This is a genomic window from Microbacterium sp. CGR1 (assembly GCF_001266755.1).
In the GTDB taxonomy this organism is placed as follows: domain Bacteria; phylum Actinomycetota; class Actinomycetes; order Actinomycetales; family Microbacteriaceae; genus Microbacterium.
Map to the genome: position 1 here is coordinate 1963098 of NZ_CP012299.1, position 19713 is coordinate 1982810.

Genomic DNA, 19713 nt, shown 5'->3' on the forward strand with positions numbered 1-19713 from the left:
GTGACGGCATCCGTTCGATCCCTCCCACAGAAAGCCCACCCTCATGCCTTCTCTCTCTGGAGCAGTAGTCCTCGTCACCGGCGCGAACGGAGGGATCGGCACTCACTTCGTCCGCGAAGCCCTCGCGCGCGGCGCCTCGAAGGTCTACGCCTCCGCACGCACGCCCCGCGAGTGGGACGACGAGCACATCGTGCCGCTCGCCCTTGACGTCACCGATCCGGCATCGATCGCCGCAGCCGTCGCGGCCGCACCCGACGTCACGGTGCTCATCAACAACGCCGGCGCTTCGCCCTCGAGCCCCGGCATCCTCTCGCACAGCGACGAGGAGATCCGCGCGAACGTCGAGACCAACTTCCTCGGCCCGCTGTTCCTCGCTCGCGCCTTCGCGCCGATCCTCTCGGCCCAGCCGCAGTCGGCGCTCATCGACATCCACTCGGCCTTGAGCTGGTACGCCGTCGCCGGCATCTACAGCGCGACCAAGGCGGCGCTGTGGTCGGCGACGAACTCGCTGCGCCTCGAGCTCGCCCCGGCCGGGGTGCACGTCGTCGGGGTGCACGTCGGATACGTCGACACGGCCATGGCGGCGAACGTCACCGACCCGAAGCTCGACCCGGCCGTGCTCGTGACCAAGGTGCTGGATGCCACGGAGGCGGGCGAGTACGAGGTGCTCGCCGACGACACCTCGGTGCAGGTCAGGGCCGCCCTGAGCGCCCCGCTCGAGGCGCTCTACCCGCAGCTGGCGCGCGCCTCGGAGCAGTAGTCCACACGGCGAAGGCCCCGGGAGCGATCGGATCGCTCCCGGGGCCTTCGTGCGTCCGGATGCTCTGCAGCGATCAGGACTCAGGCTCCTCTGATCACGACCTTGCCGCGGATTCCGCCCCGGGTCAGCGACGCGATGCCGTCGGCGGCCTCCTCGAACGGGAGCACGCGACCGACGATCGGGCGGATGGCTCCCGCGTCGACGAGTTCTGCGATCTGGCGCAGCTGTTCGCCGCTCGCCCGCATGAAGAGGAACGTGTAGGCGACGCCCAGGCGCTTCGCCTGGGCCCGGACCTTGCGGCTGAGCACGGCCATGGCCAGTCGGAGCAGTGGATTGAGGCCGGCTGCGCGGGCGAACTCGGGTGTGGGCGGACCCGAGATCCCGACCGCCCTGCCTCCCGGCCGCAGGATGCGCAGCGACTTCTCGAGGTTCTCGCCGCCGAGGCTGTCGAGCACGACGTCGTATCCACTGAGGACCTCCTCGAAGTCCTCAGACCGGTAGTCGACGACATGGTCGGCGCCGAGCATCCTCACGAAGTCGGCGTTCGCGCCGCTCGCGGTTGTCGCCACCTCCGCGCCCAGGTGCTTCGCGAGCTGGATCGCGATCGATCCGACGCCACCGGCTCCCGCATGGATCAGCACCTTGTCGCCCCGCCGCACCTCGCCGATCTCGACCAGGGCCTGCCAGGCCGTCAGCGCGACGAGCGGCAGCGACCCCGCCTCGTCCATCGTGATCGACGCGGGCTTCAGCGCCACGTCGCTCTCGTCGACCGCGATCCGCTCGGCGAAGGTCCCGATGCGACGATCGCGCGGACGCGCGTAGACCTCGTCGCCGATCGCGAAACGGCTCACGCCGGCGCCGACGCGGATGACCGTGCTCGCGACGTCATGCCCGAGGACGATCGGCAGACGGTACGGCAGGATCGCTCTGAACTCGCCGGCGCGGATCTTCTCATCCAGCTGGTTGACACCCGCCGCCTGCACGCGGACGAGCACGTCGCGCTCGCCCACGGAGGGCTCGGGCACGTCGGCCGCGTGCACGGCGGTGTCGTACTTCGAGAGGACGAAAGCTCTCATGGGTGATCTCCGGAATCCGTCGCAGAATAACGACTGAACTCTATTATGAGCGCACTCAGTTTTCTTGTCAACCGCGGCGAAATGTTCTCAGTCGAGTCGAGAGGACAGCTCCTCGATGATCTGCGCGACCTCGCGTCGCGCATCCGCCAACCGTTCGATCTCCGCGTCGAGGCCGGCGAGCGCGGTGTCGGACGATCCGTGACGGCGTGCGATCTGCAGGTTCGCCCGGATGTTCAGCGACGCCCCCGACAATCCGGCGCCCAGGGCCTCTGCGGCGACGGCGAGATCAACAGCGATGTGAGGGTTGCCCGCCTCGACGAGCACCCGCACGTCGCGCAGCATCCGCACGCCGATGCCACCGACCTGGGCCGCGGACTCGGCCGCCTCGACGGCCGCCTCGCGGACGCGCTCGTCGCGGGACGGGTCGTCGCTGGGCAGTGCGAGGGCAGCTCCGAAGCGTGCCGAGACGACGCCGTCCGCCTCGACCGCCCGCAGCGCCTCGACGCGTCGCCCGGTGAGCGGATCGAGGCGCTCCGATGCTCGAGGGTCGTCATCGGAGTACCCGCCCACCATGCTCATCAGCGAGGCGGCGATCGCGAGCATCACTCCCGACGCGGCGCCTCCCCCGGGAGAACCGGTCGGACGACTCAGCGCGTCGAACCAGTCGTCCATCGGGGTGGATGCGGGGATGTCGGCGGAGTCCTCCATGACCGTCACCCTACGAGCTACGACCAGAGCAGCGGGAGCAGCGACACCACGAGACCCACGAACCCGACGCCGGCGAACACGATCCCGAGGGTGAGGACGACGCGGCGTGCGTGCGGGGGCTCCCCCACCCGTGCGTGGGAGGGGTTGTTCGCGCTGACCACTCCGTCGGCCCAGCCGGCCTCCGCCGTCGCCGATTCCTGCCGGCTCAGCGGTCGCTCGTGGAAATCTCCGCCGGCGAACCAGCGGGCGAGCAACGCCCCGTCGCGCTCGATGACGGCGATCTCTGCGGGCAGCCACGGCCCCTCGATCGTCCGGATGAGGACGCCGATCAGCAGCATCGGCAGACCGAGCCCGAGACCGACCCACGACAGCACCTCGCCGACGAGCGCGAGGGTGTCGAGCATCTGCATGATCTCATCGTAGAGAGTTCGGTTAACCCTCGTCGGCCTCTGACGCAAGGCCCTCGGCACACTCGCTTCGATCGCATAGCGTCGGCCACACGAGAGGGAGGAGCGCACAATGAGCACGAACATCGAGATCGACGGCCGGAATTTCGTGCTGCGTGACGATCGCCCTCTGAGGCAGGTGATGGACGAGATCGAGGCCGCCGCATCCGCAGCGCCGACCTTCATCACCCTGTCGGGCGACGACCGCAGCATCAGCGTGCTCATCCGCCCCACGACGCGCGTGGTGATCTCGGTCGAGAAGGCGGCGCACGTCGATACGACCGGACGCATCGAGCCGGACCACGCCTCCTGGGACCTCCCGTTCGAAGACTGGGAGATGTGACGTGCAGGAGCTGTGGCTCGTCAGGCACGGAGAGAGTGTCGGCAACGTCGCCGCGACAGCCGCGGAGACCGCCCGCACCGAGGTGATCGACCTCGCGACCCGAGACGCCGATGTGCCGTTGTCGACCACCGGCGCCGAGCAGGCGCGAGCGCTGGCGGCCGCGTTGCACGGCGGCCCTGTCACGCCCCAGGTCGCCTGGTTGTCGCCGTACGTGCGGGCCCAGCAGACGTTCGCGCTCAGCATGGAGGGCGTGGAGGGCGTCGCCGGCGTCGAGCGGGTACTCACCGACGAACGGCTGCGCGACAGAGAGCTCGGCATCCTCGATCTGCTGACCCGGTGGGGCGTCGCCGCCCGGCATCCCGAAGAGGCCGACCGTCGGGCGCGACTGGGCAAGTACTACCACCGGCCGCCCGGAGGAGAGTCCTGGGCCGATGTGTCCCTGCGCCTGCGGTCGTTCCTGCGAGACGCACTGGCCGACGACGCCCGCGTCGGCCTCGTCGTCGCGCATGACGCGGTCGTGATGCTGCTGGTCGCACTGCTGACCGGGATGGACGAGACGCGCCTCATGCAGTTCGCCTCGACGAACCCGGTGCTCAACGCCTCGGTGACGCGGCTGCGCCTGGACGGCCGGCAGTGGCAGCTCGAGGACTTCTCCGACGTGCGCCACCTCGCACAGCTGGGCGCCGACATCACCGCGCACCCGGGAAGCCCCGATGTCGGCCCGGGATGAGCCGACGCGGGTGACGCCGCAGCTGTTGCAGGAGTGGGGTCTGCCCGACCCCGGCGACTCGAAGAAGTCCCGCGGCACGGCGATGATCATCGGCGGCTCGTCTCTCTCGGCCGGCGCGGTCGTGCTGGGCGGCGAGGCCATGCTGCGCGTCGGAGCAGGCAAGGTCGCGGTCACGACCGACGCCTCGGTCGCGGATGTCGTGCGGATCGCCTTCCCCGAGGCCGGGGTCCACGAATCGCCCGGTCCGGGCGAACCGATGACCGACGACCTGCGCAACGCCTGCGAAGGAGCGGATGCGGTGCTGGTCGGGCCCGGGCTGGACGACCCCGAGGATGCCCTCGGGTGGCTGCGGCGGCTGGCGGGCCACGACATCTCCTGCCTCGTGGTCGACGCCTTCGCCGTCGGTGCACTGCGCGACGTGCCGCGCTCGGATCTTCCGGCGTCCCTGATCGTCAACGCCAACCTCGACGAGGCCGAGCTCCTGCTGGGCCGCCCCGTCGACGACCTCTTCTCGGAGCTGCCGGGACTCGCTCAGGAGCTCGACGCCGTGATCCACTGCTACTCCGCCGTGGTCTCACCCTCGGGCGCCGCATGGCGACTCGACGACGGCGGCCCCGGCCTCGGCACGGCCGGATCGGGCGACGTCGTCGCGGGCGCCATCACCGGCTTCGCCGCCCGAGGACTCGCCCCGGAACGCGCCGCCGTCTGGGGAGCATGGGCGCACGCCCGCGCAGGAGACCGGCTCGCCGAGCGCAGGGGTCTCGGCTACCTCGCCCGCGAGCTGGTGCGCGAACTCCCCGCCGCCGTGCTCGACGTCGACGGGGCTCGAGGCGACGTCGACTGAGCCTCAGGTCACGCGTCCGTCGCCCGGTCGCGAGACCCGGAGCCAGCGGTAGCCGTATGCCGGCACCTCCAGTTCGACCTCGCCGTCCGGCCCCAGCGCGATCTGGGCGGGATCGAGCAGATCGACGAGCCTCGTGCCCTCAGGCTCGTCCTCCACCCGGAACGACGTGGTGACCGGCACCTCGGCGAAGTTGTGGAGGGCGATCATCCTGCCCACGTCCGCGGCGAGCGAGTGCGCGAGAAGCGAGGCGGCCGGCTGGTCGATGATCTCGAGCGTTCCCCAGCCGAGTTCCGGCGAGATCCGATACGCCGAGGTGAGCGCCCGAACGAAATACAGCATCGACTCGCGGTCACCCAGCTGCGCGGCGACGTTCACGTGCTCCGGCGCGTACCCGTCGGACGGTGGCCGAGCGACGAGCCGGCTGGGCGCGGCATCCGAGAATCCCCCGTTCTTGTCGACCGACCACTGCATCGGCGTCCGCACCGCTTCGCGGCCGGGGATCTCGATGTTCTCGCCCATGCCGATCTCCTCGCCGTAGAACAGCACCGGGGTGCCGGGCAGGGTGAAGAGCAGGCTGTAGGCCATGCGGATGCGACGGGGGTCGCCCTCGAGCATCGGAGGAAGGCGGCGGGTGATGCCCCGCCCGAACACGCGCTGGCGCTCATCGGGAGCGAAGGCGTCGAACACCTCCTGGCGCTCGCTGTCGCTGAGCTTGTCGAGGGTCAGCTCGTCGTGGTTGCGCAGGAAGTTCGCCCACTGCCCCTCGGATCCGAGCACGGGTCGAGCCCGCAGCGCCTCGATCAGCGGAGCAGGGTCCTTGCGGGCGAACGACAAGTACAGCGACTGCATCCCGACGAAGTCGAACTGCATGGTGAGCTCGTCCTCATCATCACCGCCGAAGTACTGCACCTGCTGGTCGTAGGGCAGGTTGACCTCGCCGAGCAGGATCGCCTCGCTCGACCGGCGCTGCAGGAAGCGGCGGATGTCGCGCAGCAGATCGTGGGGCTCGGGGATGCCGGAGCCCTCGGGGATCTCGAGCAGGAAGGGCACCGCATCGACGCGGAAGCCGGAGATGCCCAGCTGCAACCAGAAGCCGATGACCTTCGCGATCTCGTCACGCACCCGGGGGTTGGCGATGTTCAGGTCGGGCTGGTGCTCGTAGAAGCTGTGCTGGTACCACTGCCCCGACTTCTCGTCCTTGCCCCAGATGCCGTTCGCCTGCCCGGGGAAGACGGCGTTCTTCTGTCCCTTCGGAGGTGCGTCGTCACGCCACACGTAGTAGTCGCGATACGGCGAATCCACACTCCGTTTCGCGGCGAGGAACCACGGATGCTTGTCGGAGGTGTGGTTGATGACCAGGTCGACGATCACTCGCATCCCGCGGTCCCGTGCAGTGCGGATGACCTCGACGAAGTCGCCGTGGGTGCCGAGTCGCGAGTCGATCCCGTAGAAGTCGCTGACGTCGTAGCCGTCGTCGCGGTCGGGCGTCGGATAGAACGGCATCAGCCACAGGCAGGTGACGCCGAGCTGCGAGAGGTAGTCGATGCGCTGGGAAAGGCCCTGCAGATCGCCGACGCCGTCGCCGTTCGAGTCGAGGAACGTCTCGACGTCGAGGCAGTAGATGACTGCGGTCTTCCACCAGAGGTCGCTCGTGTCGGTGATCTTCACAGTCGCTCCTTCAAGGCGGGGATGAGCTCGGATGCTGCGGCGTCGAGGTATCGGGACTGCTCGGAGCCGACGTGATGCAGGTAGACGCGGTCGAACCCGATCTGAACCAGATCCGCGACGCGGTCGGCCAGTGCGGTCGCGTCGTGGTCGATGAGGACGGCCTTGCGGAGCCCCTCCTCATCGATCCCGACCAGCGCCGCCTCGAAGTCCTCCGGCTGCTCGAGATCCCAGGTGACCGGAGGCGCGAGCAGACCGTTCCGCCACTGCTCGCGCGCGATCCCGAACGCCGCGTCGTCGCTCTCGGCCAGGCTGAGATGCACCTGCAGGATGCAGGGACCCGTGCCTCCTGCACCCCGGTAGGCATCGACGACGCGCTGCAGTGCGGCCGGTTCCTGCGCAACCGTCGCGAGGCCCTGCGCCCACGAGGCCGCCCACTCCGCCGTCTCGGCGCTCACAGCGGTCGCGAACAGCGGCGGCGGTTCAGCCGGTCGGCTCCAGACCCGCGCGCGATGCACGCGCACCAGACCGTCGTGGTCCACCTCCTCTCCCCCGATCAGCCGGCGGATCACATCGACGCTCTCGCGCAGTCGGTCGTTGCGGATGCTCTTGTCGGGCCATCCGTCGCCCGTCACGTGCTCGTTGACCGCTTCGCCGCTGCCCATCGCCGCCCAGAAGCGGCCGGGGAACATCTCCTCCAGCGTCGCGAACGCCTGCGCGATCATCACCGGGTGATACCGCTGACCCGGAGCATTGACCATGCCGATCGAGAAGCGGGTGCGGGCGAGTGCGGCGGCGATCCAGCTCAGGGCGAAACCCGACTCGCCCTGAGTCGTGGTCCACGGTGCGAGGTGGTCGGAGCACATCGCCCCGTCGAACCCTGCGCGCTCCGCCTCGACCACGGCCTCGAGCAGGGCGCTCGGGGGGATCTGCTCGTGCGATGCATGAAAACCGATGAACACCATGCGCCGAGTCTGGCAACGAACAGCGCGCGGCGGCAGTGGTGGACACTCCGGAAGGAGTCTGGCAAGATGCGACGCCCGGACCGGCCCGCGGTGTCAGCTGCCCGGGCTCACGATCCCGAGTTCGTAGGCCAGGATCACCGCTTGGACGCGACTGGGCAGATCGAGCTTCACCAGGATGCGTCCGAAATGCGCCTTGACCGTCGACTCGCTCAGATGCAGCGTCTGCGCGATCTCGCTGTTGGTGAGGCCGCGCGCGACCTGCAGGAAGACGTCACGTTCCCGCTCGGTCAGCGCCGAGAGCGCGCCCTCCCGGGCCCCGGTGTCCGGCGGCGCGAGGTGCGGCAGGGCGACCTCGATGAGCTTCGCGGTGATGCGGGGTGCGACCACCGCATCCCCGGTGGCGACCGTGCGGATCGCGGCGACGAGCTCGGCCGGTCTCGTGTTCTTGAGCAGGAACCCGGCGGCCCCGGCCTGCAGGGCTCCGAAGGCGAACTCGTCGAGATCGTACGTGGTCAGCACCAGCACCCTGGTCCGCGGCAGACGCGCGGCCAGGTCCTGCGTGGCCCGGATTCCGTCGATCCCCGGCATCCGCACATCCATCAGGATGACGTCGGGGGTCAGCGCGATCGCGGCCTCGACGGCGGAGGCGCCGTCGGCCGCTTCGCCGACCACGTGCACGTCGTCCTCCGCCTCGAGCACGAGACGGAGGCCGTAGCGGACGAGCTCCTGGTCGTCGGCGATCAGCACGCGGATCCGATCGGTGGGTGCGTCCGGGGTCATCCCGCTGCCTCCGTCTGAAGTCGCACGAACACGCGCCAGCCGCCGCCCGGTAGGGGCCCCGCCTCGACGTGTCCGTCATAGAACGCGGCGCGCTCGCGGATGCCGACCAGACCGCGGCCCGGATCGGCGATCGGCACCACCGGCGCTGATCGATCCTCCACGAGGATCGACAGCCCCTCGTCGGCGACGCTGATCCTCACCAGCACGTCCCGCACCTCGCGCGCGTGCCGGAGGACGTTGGTCAGCGCCTCCTGCACGACGCGGTACACCGTGAGCCCGACCATGGCATCGGGGTCGATGGCACCGACCTGCTCGAACCTGACCGGCAGTCCTGCGCTGCGCGATTCGGCGACGAGGGCGGGGATGCGCTCCATGCTGGCCTGCACCCGCTGGCGGTCGACGGCGTCGGTCTCACCGCGGACGGAGGTGAGCAGGCGACGCATCTCGACGAGGGTGCGGCGCCCGGTCTCGGCGACACGTCCGATCGCACGACGCGATTCCTCGGGGCGCGATTCCGCGGATGCCTGCGCACCGTCGGCGACGGCGATCATCACGGCGAGGCTGTGGGCGATCACGTCATGCATCTCCCGCGAGATCCTCTCGCGCTCGAGGACGGCGGCGATGTTCGCCTCCTGGTCCCGCTCTCGGCGCATCTGCTCCGCGCGCTCCGCGAGTGCCTGCAGCTCGCGACGCCGATGGCCGACATCGAGTCCGACGAGGGTGGCGATCAGTGCGACGGCGATCACGACCGCGCTGATCCCGAGCCAGTCCAGTGGCCAGGCGTCCACGTCGACCCGCGGCGCCAGCCCGAGCAGGGGCGGACCGACGCGCACCCGGATCGCGAGCACCAGTGCAGCGATCGTCCCGGTCGCCGCCGCGGCGGCGAACGCCAGCCACGCCCGCTGCGGGCGGGCGACGACGCCGCTGCGGTACAGCGCGCCGACGACCAGCACCGCTTCGGCACCGGAGCCGCCGGCGAACGACAGGGGCAGGAGCACGAGCACGACGATGAAGGCCGCCAGCGGATGCCGTCGCGACACGAGAACCGCTGCGACGCCGGCGACGAGGAGCGCCACCAGCGCCCACGCCGGAGTCGTCAGCGAGGACTCGACAGACAGATAGCCGAGCACCAGCGACACGGCCGCGTAGACCCCGAGCATCGCGAGGTCTGATCTCCGCCCACTCATACGTCTCTCGTGCGCAGAGCGAGCGCGCCCGCGGCGAGCGCGACCGCTGCCCAGATCGAGGCGATGAGCCAGCCAGCGCCGACGCTGATGTGTCCGGCCCACAGGTCGAGGAACGGTCCGCCCTCCGCACCGACACGGCTCATCGCGTCGCCCGCGTTGCCCAGCTGTCCGATCCGCAGGATGCGGGAGATCAGGCCGTAGGGAAGCAGCGACGTGAGCACGGGAAGCAGCAGAGTGGCGAGGAAGACGATGATCGCGCCTGCGGTCGTCGACCGCACCAGTACCCCGATTCCCACACCGAACAGAGCGCAGAGTCCGAGGTACGCGGCCGAGCTGAGCAGGGCGAGCACGACTCCCGGCGCGGCGAGCGGTGCCGCGAGGCCGAACTGCGCGTAGATCGGTGTGGTGAGCGCCCACGCGCTGAACACCGTGATCAGGGCGACAGCCGTGACAGCGGTGGATGCGACGAGCGCTTTCGCGCGCAGTATCCGCAGCCGGTCGGGCACGGCGACGAAGGTGGGCTGAATGGAGCCCGATGCGTATTCGGCCCCGATCAGCATGACTCCGAGGATACCGGCGATGATCTGCCCCAGAACGACGGTCGGCACGGTGACGTCGGCCGTGGTGCGTTCGATCGACGGCACCGACGGCGCCCCCGACGATTCCAGCGTCACGCCGAGGAAGAGGCTGCCGCCGATGCCGATCAGGAAGATTCCGATCAGGGCGAGCGCGGCGGAGGGAAGACTGAACAGCTTGATCCACTCCGAGCGCAGCACGTGTCGGAACGCGGGGCGGCGAGTGCGGGCATCCGCTCGTCGGGGACTCGTCGTGATGGTCATCGTCGTGCTCCTTCTTCGGCGTGCCGCGCACCCGCGCGGTATTCGGTGTCGGTCGCGGTGAGGGCGAGGTAGGCGTCCTCGAGCGACCCCTCGATGGTGGCGATCTCATGCAGCACGATCCCCGCGTCGGCTGCCCTGCGAGCGATGTCCTCCGCGGCGAGGTTCTCGATCTCGAGCGCGCCGTCGACCTGCGACGCGACCGTCGCCTCCGGCCCCGTCAGGAGGGCCGCCAGTCGGTCCGCCTCCCGCGTCCGGACGCGCACCACAGAGCGCGTCGCACCGGCGACCACCTCGTGCAGAGGTCCGTCGGCGAGGATCGATCCTCGCCCGATCACGAGCAGATGGTCTGCCGTCTGGGTCATCTCGCTCATCAGATGCGACGACAGCAGCACCGTCTTCCCCTCCCCCGCCAGCTGCCGCAGCAGAGCCCTGATCCACAGGATGCCGTCGGGGTCGAGACCGTTCACCGGCTCGTCGAGGATGATCGTCTGCGGATCCCCCAGCAGGGCGGCGGCGATGCCCAGCCGCTGGTTCATGCCGAGCGAGAATCCCCCGACTCGCCTGTCGGCCACGGCATCCAGACCCGCGATCCCGATCACCTCCCGCACTCGGGCCGCACCGATCGCGTGCGTGGCGGCGATTGCGAGCAGATGCTTGTAGGCGGTGCGGCGTCTGTGGGCCGACCGGGCGTCGAGCAGGACGCCCACCTCGCGCAGCGGCGCGGGCAGATCGGCATAGGGGCGACCGTTCACCTCCGCCGTGCCGGCCGTCGGCCTGTCCAGACCCACGATCATTCGCATGGTCGTGGACTTGCCGGCCCCGTTCGGCCCCAGGAATCCGGTGACCGTACCCGGTTCGACCGTGAAGTCGACTCCGTTCACCGCCACCCGCTCGCCATAGTGCTTGGTCAGAGACTGAACTCGGATCATGTCGCGCCTTTCGTCATCTTCGACGCTACGAACGGCTGCGCACGGGCACATCGGGCTGCGGTCCTGAACAGGGCGAGCGGCCAGTACCTGGGTCTACAGAGAGATGCCACCGGTGATCCCGCCCGAATCGGCCTCACCCGCTTCGGATGAGCCCATCGCACATTCTCTGGCCGACCGGTGCGCGCACTGCGATACTGAGCGCAGAATCTCGATGACCGTCGTCTCACGTGCCGGTTCCACCCGAGATGAGGAGCGAGATGGCGAAGACCCGTTCGTCCGACGCACCGGGAGCACCTGCAGCACCGCACCCGGTCGCACCTGATTTCGTCCTGCGGCGCAGCCGAGGAAGGGATGCCCGGATCCGCGCCCCCAGATCGGGCCAGGGGCCGTGGATCACACCGACGGATCGCGCCGATCCGATCGGGCTGCTGGAGGGCCAGGCGGCCTCACGGGTCGAAGAGCTCGTGCCTGTGCGGCACTCGCGGATGGCGGCTTCTCCGTTCGCCTTCTTCCGCGGCAGCGCGCTGCTCATGGCCGCGGATCTCTCGACGACACCTCACAGCGGTGTGATCGCACAGATCTGCGGTGACGCGCACCTGTCGAACTTCGGGCTGTTCGGCACGCCGGAGCGCCAGCTCATCTTCGACATGAACGATTTCGACGAGACGCTGCCCGGGCCGTTCGAGTGGGACATCAAGCGACTGGCGACGAGCTTCGCCGTGGCCGGACGCCAACGGCGCTTCACCGCCGCGCAGATCCACGACTGCGTCGAAGCCGCGGTGCGCGGATATCGGATCGCCATGAGCCGCGCTGCCGACGCGTCGGTCCTCGACGCCTGGTACGACCGATTCGACGCGGACCGCGCGCAGCGGCGCATCCGTTCCGCGAGGCGGAAGGGGCGGTCCGACGACGAGACGGTCGATCGGCTCGACGCCGCACTCGCCAGAGCGCGGAAGCGCGATCACGCGAAGTCGTTCTCGAAGCTCGTGGACCGCGAGGACGGCCAGCTGCGGATCCGAGGGAATCCGCCCCTGATCGTGCCCGTGGACGAGCTCGCCGCAGGCTACGACGGATTCGACGACGTGAGCGCGATGCGGGAGCTGCTCGAGGAGTACCGACGGACTCTGCCGGGCGGCCGCCATCCTCTCTCCGAGTACCGCTACCGGCATATGGCGCGCAAGGTGGTCGGGGTGGGCAGCGTGGGCACCCGCGCGTGGGTGATTCTCCTCAGCGGACGCGACGACGACGATCCGCTGCTCCTGCAGGCGAAAGAGGCGCAGCCGTCGGTGCTGGAGCAGTTCCTCGGTCCCAGCGAATTCGATCACGCCGGCGAACGAGTCGTTCGCGGGCAGCGACTGATGCAGGCGGCCTCGGACATCTTCCTCGGATGGCAGCGCGTCACCAGCCTCGACGGCGTCACCAGGGACTTCTACATCCGCCAGCTCCAGGATTGGAAGGGCGGGATCGATCCCGAGGCGATGACTCCCGGAGGCGCCGCGCTCTATGCACGGGTCTGCGGTGAGACCCTCGCCCGGGCCCACGCCCGCAGTGGCGACCGCCTCGAGATCGCCGGATATCTCGGGCGCGGCCGAGGATTCGAGAACGCCATCATCGCGTTCGCCGACACCTACGCCGACCAGAACGAACGGGACTTCGCCTCGTTCCGCGCCGCGTTGGATTCCGGGCGACTCGCCGCCGCCGATCTCGAACGACCCGCGCCATGAGCACTCCGCTTCAGACGAGGCGCCCGGTCGCCGCGCATGCCGCGGGACGCAGAGCCCTGCGCGGCAGGCACGGTGTCCCCGGCTACGTGGCCGCCCTCGTGCTGCTGACCCTCTCCTACTGGCTCTGCGCCGTCCAGCGCACCACGAACCCGAGTCCGTCCGCCTTCCTGCTCATCCTCGCCACGGTCGCCGTCGTCTTCCACATCACCGCCGTGCGAGCCGTCATCCAGCACGTCGCGTGGATCGTGCTGGCCACCGCCGGCGTCGCGACGATCGTCGCCACGCTCGTCGGGGCGGAAGGGCGGATCCTGGACGTCATGTTCTCGGCCGCATCCATCGCCGCTCTTCTGGTCGCTCCGGCCGCGATCGTGGCTCACCAGGCGCGGCGGCGTGGATTCAATCTCGAAGCACTGATGGCGACGATCACCGCCTACCTCCTCGTCGGCATGCTGTTCACCTTCGTCTTCAACCTCGTGTCGCTCGTGTCGAGCGCTCCGATGTTCGGCGACGGGAGCGAGGACTCGCTGTCGAATCAGCTCTTCTTCTCCTTCACGACGCTGACGACGACGGGATACGGCAACCTCGCACCGGTGACATCGGGCAGCCAGGCGGTCGCCGTCGCCGAGGCGATCACGGGCCAGCTGTTCCTCATCACCGCGGTCGCGCGCATCATGCGCGGCAGCAGTCTTCGACCGGCCACCCGGCCCGACTCTCGCCAGGAGGCGTCATGACGAGGTGGAACGTCGTCATCGTGCTCGGCAGCGCGCAGTTCGTGATGGTGCTCGACGGCACCGTCATGAACGTGTCGATCTCGACGGTCGTGGACGACCTCGACACCACCGTGGCCGCGATGCAGGGTGCGATCACGTTCTACACGCTGACGATGGCGGCCTTCATGCTGCTCGGAGCGAAGCTCGGCGATGTGTGGGGTCGGCGGCGAGCCTTCGTGATCGGATCCTGCGTGTACGCGGTCGGCTCGCTGGTCACGGCGGTGAGCCCGAACGTGCAGACCCTGTTCCTCGGCTGGTCGGTCATCGAGGGGCTCGGCGCCGTGCTGGTGATACCCGCCATCGCCGCGCTCGTCGCCGACAACTACCAGGGACGCGAACGCGTCACCGCGTTCGCCGTCATCGGCGCGGTCTCCGGGGCCGCCGTGGCCGCCGGTCCGCTCATCGGAGGCTTCGTCACGACGTACTTCGACTGGCGCTACGTGTTCGCTGCAGAGGTGGTGATCATGATCGGGGTGGTGCTGTGCGCCCGGATCATCACCGACGCCACCGAGCGGGTCCGCATCCGCATCGACCTCCTGAGCGTCGCGCTGTCGTCAGCGGGCCTCGTCGCCGTCGTCTTCGGGATGCTGCAGAGCAAGGTGTGGGGATGGATCGTGCCCCTGCGCATCCCCGTCATCGGGGGCGTGCCGGTCGCGCCGCTCGGCATCTCGCTCGCGGCGTGGCTCATCGTCGTCGGCGTGCTGCTCGTCGCGCTGTTCATCGCCAGGCAGCGGATGCTCGTGCGCGTCGGGCGTCAGCCCCTCGTCACCGTCGAGATGTTCCGGATCAGCTCTCTTCGCAGCGGTCTCTCGGTGCTCGGCGCGCAGTACGCCGTGACGGCGGGACTCTTCTTCATGGTGCCGGTGTACCTGCAGATGACACTCGGGCTGGATGCCCTTCAGACCGGTATCAGGATCTTCCCGCTCTCGGTGGCCCTGGTGCTGTTCTCCATCGTCGGCACCGTCCTCACCAAGCGGATGTCCCCTCGCACCATCGTGCGGATCGGTCAGCTCCTTCTGGTCTTCAGCGCGCTGGTGCTGCTCGGATCGGCGACGAGCGACCTGCGCAGCGGCCTCTTCGCCGTCGGCATGTTCCTCTCGGGTGCGGCTCTCGGGCTGCTCGCCTCGCAGCTGGGCAACGTCAACATGTCGAGCGTGAGCGCGAAGGAGACGAGCGAGGTGGGCGGTCTGCAGGGGGTCTTCCAGAATCTGGGATCATCGCTCGGCACCGCACTCATCGGGTCGATCCTGATCGGGGCCCTGTCGACCTCGTTCGCCTCCGGAGTCGCCGCGAGCGACCTCTCCGCGACGACCCGCGCCTCGGTGGCCGCGTCGACCGAGCACGGCGTCACGATCGTCGCCGCGTCGGCCGTTCCCGCGATCGCCGAGGAGGCGGGGCTCAGCGCCGACGACGCAGAAGCACTGGCCGAGATCTACCGCGAATCGCAGCTCTCCTCGCTGCGTGTCGCGTTCTTCGGACTCATCCTCATCAGCCTCTTGGCGCTGTTCTTCTCGCGCGGCATCCCTCAGGAGATCGAGGTCCGTCGACGACGCGAAGACAGGGTCGTCGACGGATGAGCGGGTCTGATCATTCCGCGGCGAGCGCCGCCCGCCGGATCAGGCGGTGTCCGCGTGCGGCAGTGCCAGCTCCACGAGGCTCACGACGAACTTCCCCGGCTCCTCGAGCATGCAGAGGTGGGCGGAGTTCTCGAACCAGACGACGTGCGTCGACGGAGTGGACACGCGGTCGACCCACCGTTCGACGGGTGGCGTGGGCGTCGTCCAGTCATGGCGTCCGAAGAACTGGAGCATCGGCACGTCGAACGCGGTCCTGTCGCTCGCGTCGAACGACAGCAGAGCGGGCAGCACCTGCGGCATGGTCACCTGCTGCCCGACGCTGATGAGTTCCACCTCGTCCTCCGTGTAGTACGGCGAGAGTGCTGCGGAGTCCGTGAAGTACACGGACTCCGACCGATAGGCAGACAGCCCGCCGTAGTGCTGCGCCCACCTCCTGCATGTCACGATGCGCTCCAGCGTGAGCGGCTGCGCTCCGGGGTACTCGCCGAGCGACTCGAGTTCGGCGACGGCGTCGTCGTTCTGATCGGCGATCGCACTGCGCATCGCGAACGCGAAGCTCTCGGCCTCGTTCTCGGGGCCGGAGATCACCTGCCCGACCCCGATGTAGGCCCAGAGCAGATCGGGTCGCCGCTCAGCCACCGTGATGCCGATGATCGTCCCCCAGCTATGGCCTAGGACCCCCACCCTGCGCACGCCCAGTTCGCGCTGGAGCCACGTGATCAGCTCCTCGAGATCGTCGACATGTCGATGACCCCCTGAGCCTGCGTGGATCAGGCCAGCGTAGGAAGGTCCCGAAGAGACCGACAGGACGATCTCACCCTGCCGGGGTGACACCGGGTGGTGGCGCGGCGAGCGTGCTCATCCGCCTCAGATGACGGCTAGCGCGACCGGGCTTCGCTCTCGACGGGCTGCCGACTGGCCGACTCACGCACTCGGAACCACAGCGTCAGCTCCATGATCGCGCGACCGATCATGTCGTGATCGCCCATGCGGAGATCGTCGAACGAGTCGCGATATCCCGAGGCCGTTCCAGGCTCGGGAGCGACGAGGGACTGATATCCCATCGTCCAGTCCCGGAAGCGCCGTTCGTGCAGCGGCTCTTCGATCAGCACGCGGACATCCGTGTGGCGCGGGTCGCGGCCGATCCTCTCCATCAACGCCTCGACGTCAGCCCTGGGCCCTTCGAGGATCTGCACGAACTCTCCGCCGCGGTAGAGCAGCATGCCGGTGATGTCGCGGTCGCTGTTGCGGGCGCGACTCACCGCCAGCAGTTCACCGAGCTCGTGTTCGCCGAACGGCTGCGTGGCGCTGCTGCAGTAGACGAGCGAGACGAGCGGATTCTGTTCAGTCATTCCGCACCCCGTCCCCGCCGTGGTGAGCCGACCGATGCGCGCCGACCTCGACGGTGGCCGTCACCGCCGCCATTGCTCGATGGTGGTCCGCGAAGTCGCCGATGGAGCGCGAGGCCGCATCGAATGCGCGCCAGACGCCGTCGGACAGACGGTCGACGTAGCCGAGGAAGGAGCCGTCCTGGCTGCCCACGTAGAAGCCGTCTGCCACGCTCGCCCAGAGCGGGCGAACAGGCGTCGGCGATTGATCACCCATGCCCTCAGCGTACCTTCGAGATTCCGGGTGGGCTCCGGATGACGACGTCTCAGTCGTGTCCAGGGGCTGACAGAATGCGTGACGACCACTAGCTTCAGACCATGGCTGACGTCGAGAAGCTCAGGTCCATCGCTCGCGATGCGTACACCTTCGGGTACGCGATGATCGAGAACTATCGCACCCTCCACGAGCAGGCGGTGGATGCTTCAGATCCCCGTTACACCGGAGGTTTCGGACTGTTTCGTCACTACTCCGAACCGTTCACCCCCGACAACACCGACATCGTCACCCCCAACAACGACACCCCGTACTCCTGGGGCTGGTTCGACCTGCGCGCCGAGCCGGTGGTCGTCACGGTGCCAGCCATCGATCGCTTCTACATCCTTCCGTTCCACGACCTCTACACCGTGTATGCCGGGTACGTGAGCGCGGCCACCACCGGGACCGCCCCGGGAAAGTATCTGCTCGCGGGGCCGTCGTGGAGCGGGGAGACACCTGCGGGTATCGATGGCGTGATCACGGCCTCGACGGACTTCGTCGGGTGCCTCGGACGCACGTCCTTCACGGATGGCGACCTCCAGGAGCTGCGACGCATCCAGCAGTCCTACATCGTGACTCCGCTGCATGAGATCGACGGCTCGACACCTCAGTCCGTCGAGGCGGTCGACTGGCCCGCCTGGGACGAATCAGCGGCAACCGACATCCGCTTCTTCGACATCCTGGACTTTCTCCTTCGCTTCGCCCCCGTGCTCGAAGAGGATCGGGAGGTGCGTGAGCGGATGAAGTCCCTGGGGCTGGACGGCACGGGAAGGTTCCGCACCGCCGACCTCGGCGACAGCGATCGGGCAGCCCTGCTTCAGGGGTTGCACGACGGCGTCGACCACCTCGAGCAGGTCGCATCGAGCACGGCGAGTTCCACCGGACTGTTCGGCACTCGTGAGGAGATGTCCGGCGCATACGACCACCGGAACGTCGGCGCGAAGAAAGGTCTCTACGGACTCCCCCCGGCGATCGCATGGTACGGCGGCTGGCTCGTCGACGCCGAGGGCCAGCGCATCTCAGGACGCACCGAGTACACGATCACATTCACCGCCGAACAGCTGCCCCGGGCACGCTTCTTCTGGTCGGCGACGCTCTACACCCTGCCCGAGCGACTCCTCAGCGCCAACGAGATCGACCGCTACTCCATCGGCGACCGGACGGAGGGGATCCGATACGGAGACGACGGATCGCTCACACTGTACGTCCAGAACCGGCGCCCGGAATCCGACGAGGAAGCCGCGAACTGGCTGCCGGCTCCGGAAGGGGCATTCACTGTCATCATTCGCGCGTATGGAGGAGACACTGCCATCGCCGAAGGGACCTATCAGCTGCCACCGATCGCGCCGAAGCGGTGACCGACACCCTCGGCCTCACCTGACACCGGGGACGATCCGAACAGACGCGACTAGCGGGCGCCGGATCATCCTCCAGGCGGATGCCGATACCTCGCTTGCACGATGCCGCAGCGCGGCGATCCAGCGAGGCTGGAGACATGAACGCACGAATCGCACTGGCCGCATCTGCTCTGCTCCTCGCGGGGGCGCTCACTCTCTCCGGATGCGCCGCGTACGACAGCATCGTCCACAAGCAGGCCACGTCGACCTTCGACGACGTCGCAGCGTTCGACGACGGCGCAGAGGTCGACGTGGACTGGCTGCCTGCGGACGGCACCGCGATCACCGTGCGGACATCGACGATCGAGGATGCCCCGGATGCCGTCATCCTGCTCACCAGCGAATCCGCGCTCGGCGAGGACTGCGTCGAGGTGGAGCGGCAGTCGGCCCCCGCCTGGGTGCTCGACGACGCCCCGGACCCGTACACGGCGAAGACGGTCTTCGCCTGCGGCGACTGGAGCGTGGTGCAGAGCGCTGACGGCTGGTTCGGCTGGACGCCGAATTCAGAACAGGAGCGGAGCGCCGCAGCCGCGGAGTAACGATCGGAACGCGCGGTCCGGCTCTGGCAGGATCAAGGACATGATCACGGTTCACCTGCGCTACGAGATCGACCCCGACAAGCTCGACGACTTCACCGAGTACGGCCGGGCGTGGATCCGTCTGGTGGCGAAGCACGGCGGGACCCACCACGGCTACTTCATGCCGAGCGAAGGCGACAGCGATGAGGCGTTCGCGCTGTTCACGTTCCCCTCGTTGGCCGAGTACGAGGTCTACCGCACGGCATCGAAGACCGATCCCGAGTGCATCGAGGCCTTCGAGTTCGCGCGCAGGACCCAGTGCATCCGCCGCTACGAGCGCCGCTTCCTCAGCCCCGTCTTCTCGGCCGACGCCGACTGAGGAGGATGCTCCCGCCCGGTGCGTCAAGGGGGTTCGACGGTGCCGCTCTCCGTCCTAGCGTCTGCGCATGGCTATCGAACTGAATCACCCCGCCCTCGAACACGCCCGCTCGCTGGTCCGCGACGGCAAGGTCGTCCGCGACGAGCGCGACGACTGGTCGGAGGCCGCGCCCAGCGCTGACGACGAGAACCGTTTCATCGAGCAGCACGGATGGACCGAGTTCTCCCACTGGCACCTGGGCATCGACAAGAGCGAGAACCCCGAGACGAAGAAGGCGTACTCCTTCCCCTTCGGGGATCTCCGCTCGGTACGCCGCTCGGGAGTCATCTCCGGTGAGAGCCGTGCCGGGCAGTACGACCACACCGAGATCCGCGACGAGCTGCGCAAACTCCTCGAGCTGATCGCCGACCGCGACTAGCTCGGACTCCGGAT

Annotated in this window: 23 protein-coding genes; 11 read left to right on the top strand and 12 right to left on the bottom strand. The window is 68.7% G+C overall.

Annotated features, from left to right (window positions below):
* Positions 1-43 precede the first annotated feature (43 nt).
* Positions 44-760, top strand: coding sequence for an SDR family oxidoreductase (locus tag AKG07_RS09550; RefSeq protein WP_053097653.1), 717 nt, complete (start codon positions 44-46; stop codon positions 758-760).
* An 80-nt stretch (positions 761-840) separates the two neighbouring features.
* Here the strand turns inward: AKG07_RS09550 and AKG07_RS09555 are convergent, their stop codons facing one another.
* The 3 genes from AKG07_RS09555 to AKG07_RS09565 all read right to left on the bottom strand — a co-directional run bounded on the left by AKG07_RS09555 (position 841) and on the right by AKG07_RS09565 (position 2954).
* Positions 841-1836 carry an NADP-dependent oxidoreductase gene (locus tag AKG07_RS09555; RefSeq protein WP_053097654.1) on the bottom strand — a complete coding sequence of 332 codons (996 nt, stop codon included), beginning with the start codon at positions 1834-1836 and terminating at the stop codon, positions 841-843.
* An 87-nt stretch (positions 1837-1923) separates the two neighbouring features.
* On the bottom strand, positions 1924-2544 hold the full coding sequence (locus AKG07_RS09560) for a cyclodeaminase/cyclohydrolase family protein (protein WP_053097655.1): 621 nt from the start codon (positions 2542-2544) through the stop codon (positions 1924-1926).
* A 17-nt stretch (positions 2545-2561) separates the two neighbouring features.
* The gene (locus AKG07_RS09565) at positions 2562-2954 is read right to left on the bottom strand and encodes a hypothetical protein (protein WP_053097656.1); all 393 of its coding nucleotides are present in this window, start codon (positions 2952-2954) and stop codon (positions 2562-2564) included.
* A gap of 109 nt (positions 2955-3063) precedes the next feature.
* On the opposite strand from AKG07_RS09565, the gene AKG07_RS09570 reads away from it, so the two are divergent.
* The 3 genes from AKG07_RS09570 to AKG07_RS09580 are packed head-to-tail and all read left to right on the top strand — an operon-like array spanning position 3064 to position 4907.
* The gene (locus AKG07_RS09570; RefSeq protein ID WP_053097657.1) at positions 3064-3333 is read left to right on the top strand and encodes a hypothetical protein; all 270 of its coding nucleotides are present in this window, start codon (positions 3064-3066) and stop codon (positions 3331-3333) included.
* A 1-nt stretch (position 3334) separates the two neighbouring features.
* Positions 3335-4063, top strand: a complete 729-nt coding sequence (locus AKG07_RS09575; RefSeq protein WP_053097658.1) for a histidine phosphatase family protein — start codon at positions 3335-3337, stop codon at positions 4061-4063.
* On the top strand, positions 4047-4907 hold the full coding sequence (locus tag AKG07_RS09580) for an ADP-dependent NAD(P)H-hydrate dehydratase (protein ID WP_053097659.1): 861 nt from the start codon (positions 4047-4049) through the stop codon (positions 4905-4907). Before AKG07_RS09575 ends, AKG07_RS09580 begins: the two co-directional genes overlap by 17 nt.
* Before the next feature lie 3 nt (positions 4908-4910).
* Here the strand turns inward: AKG07_RS09580 and AKG07_RS09585 are convergent, their stop codons facing one another.
* The 6 genes from AKG07_RS09585 to AKG07_RS09610 all read right to left on the bottom strand — a co-directional run bounded on the left by AKG07_RS09585 (position 4911) and on the right by AKG07_RS09610 (position 11272).
* The gene (locus AKG07_RS09585; protein ID WP_053097660.1) at positions 4911-6575 is read right to left on the bottom strand and encodes an alpha-amylase family protein; all 1665 of its coding nucleotides are present in this window, start codon (positions 6573-6575) and stop codon (positions 4911-4913) included.
* Complete coding sequence (locus AKG07_RS09590) at positions 6572-7537, bottom strand: TIGR03885 family FMN-dependent LLM class oxidoreductase (protein ID WP_053097661.1); 966 nt, start codon at positions 7535-7537, stop codon at positions 6572-6574. Before AKG07_RS09590 ends, AKG07_RS09585 begins: the two co-directional genes overlap by 4 nt.
* Positions 7538-7630: 93 nt before the next feature.
* Complete coding sequence (locus AKG07_RS09595) at positions 7631-8317, bottom strand: response regulator (protein ID WP_053097662.1); 687 nt, start codon at positions 8315-8317, stop codon at positions 7631-7633.
* Positions 8314-9504, bottom strand: a complete 1191-nt coding sequence (locus tag AKG07_RS17860) for a sensor histidine kinase (RefSeq protein ID WP_082297879.1) — start codon at positions 9502-9504, stop codon at positions 8314-8316. The genes AKG07_RS09595 and AKG07_RS17860 overlap by 4 nt, the downstream gene beginning before the upstream one ends.
* Positions 9501-10343 (bottom strand): ABC transporter permease, encoded by an 843-nt coding sequence (locus tag AKG07_RS17865; protein ID WP_053097664.1) that lies wholly within the window; start codon positions 10341-10343, stop codon positions 9501-9503. The genes AKG07_RS17860 and AKG07_RS17865 overlap by 4 nt, the downstream gene beginning before the upstream one ends.
* A complete protein-coding gene (locus AKG07_RS09610) occupies positions 10340-11272 on the bottom strand; it encodes an ATP-binding cassette domain-containing protein (RefSeq protein ID WP_053097665.1) in 933 nt (310 codons plus the stop codon). Before AKG07_RS09610 ends, AKG07_RS17865 begins: the two co-directional genes overlap by 4 nt.
* A 257-nt stretch (positions 11273-11529) precedes the next feature.
* On the opposite strand from AKG07_RS09610, the gene AKG07_RS09615 reads away from it, so the two are divergent.
* From AKG07_RS09615 to AKG07_RS09625, 3 genes are read left to right on the top strand one after another with little or no spacing between them, the layout of a single operon-like run.
* On the top strand, positions 11530-12996 hold the full coding sequence (locus AKG07_RS09615; RefSeq protein ID WP_053097666.1) for a DUF2252 domain-containing protein: 1467 nt from the start codon (positions 11530-11532) through the stop codon (positions 12994-12996).
* Entirely contained in the window at positions 12993-13727 is a 735-nt protein-coding gene (locus AKG07_RS09620) for an ion channel (protein ID WP_053097667.1), read from the top strand. The genes AKG07_RS09615 and AKG07_RS09620 overlap by 4 nt, the downstream gene beginning before the upstream one ends.
* Positions 13724-15343 (top strand): MFS transporter, encoded by a 1620-nt coding sequence (locus tag AKG07_RS09625; RefSeq protein ID WP_053097668.1) that lies wholly within the window; start codon positions 13724-13726, stop codon positions 15341-15343. Before AKG07_RS09620 ends, AKG07_RS09625 begins: the two co-directional genes overlap by 4 nt.
* A 39-nt stretch (positions 15344-15382) precedes the next feature.
* Here AKG07_RS09625 and AKG07_RS09630 read toward each other — a convergent pair whose 3' ends face one another.
* From AKG07_RS09630 to AKG07_RS09640, 3 genes are read right to left on the bottom strand one after another with little or no spacing between them, the layout of a single operon-like run.
* A complete protein-coding gene (locus AKG07_RS09630; RefSeq protein ID WP_053097669.1) occupies positions 15383-16177 on the bottom strand; it encodes an alpha/beta fold hydrolase in 795 nt (264 codons plus the stop codon).
* Positions 16178-16221: 44 nt separating this feature from the next.
* Entirely contained in the window at positions 16222-16695 is a 474-nt protein-coding gene (locus AKG07_RS09635; RefSeq protein WP_053097670.1) for a BLUF domain-containing protein, read from the bottom strand.
* Positions 16688-16948 carry a hypothetical protein gene (locus AKG07_RS09640; RefSeq protein WP_053097671.1) on the bottom strand — a complete coding sequence of 87 codons (261 nt, stop codon included), beginning with the start codon at positions 16946-16948 and terminating at the stop codon, positions 16688-16690. The genes AKG07_RS09635 and AKG07_RS09640 overlap by 8 nt, the downstream gene beginning before the upstream one ends.
* Before the next feature lie 101 nt (positions 16949-17049).
* Between AKG07_RS09640 and AKG07_RS09645 the strand changes: the two genes are divergently transcribed.
* The 4 genes from AKG07_RS09645 (at position 17050) to AKG07_RS09660 (ending at position 19699) form a co-directional block, all read left to right on the top strand.
* Positions 17050-18345 carry a DUF1254 domain-containing protein gene (locus AKG07_RS09645; protein WP_053097672.1) on the top strand — a complete coding sequence of 432 codons (1296 nt, stop codon included), beginning with the start codon at positions 17050-17052 and terminating at the stop codon, positions 18343-18345.
* 137 nt (positions 18346-18482) lie between these two features.
* Entirely contained in the window at positions 18483-18923 is a 441-nt protein-coding gene (locus AKG07_RS09650; RefSeq protein WP_053097673.1) for a hypothetical protein, read from the top strand.
* A 40-nt stretch (positions 18924-18963) separates the two neighbouring features.
* Positions 18964-19281 carry an NIPSNAP family protein gene (locus AKG07_RS09655; protein ID WP_053097674.1) on the top strand — a complete coding sequence of 106 codons (318 nt, stop codon included), beginning with the start codon at positions 18964-18966 and terminating at the stop codon, positions 19279-19281.
* Between the two features lie 67 nt (positions 19282-19348).
* The gene (locus AKG07_RS09660; RefSeq protein ID WP_053097675.1) at positions 19349-19699 is read left to right on the top strand and encodes a hypothetical protein; all 351 of its coding nucleotides are present in this window, start codon (positions 19349-19351) and stop codon (positions 19697-19699) included.
* Positions 19700-19713: the final 14 nt, after the last annotated feature.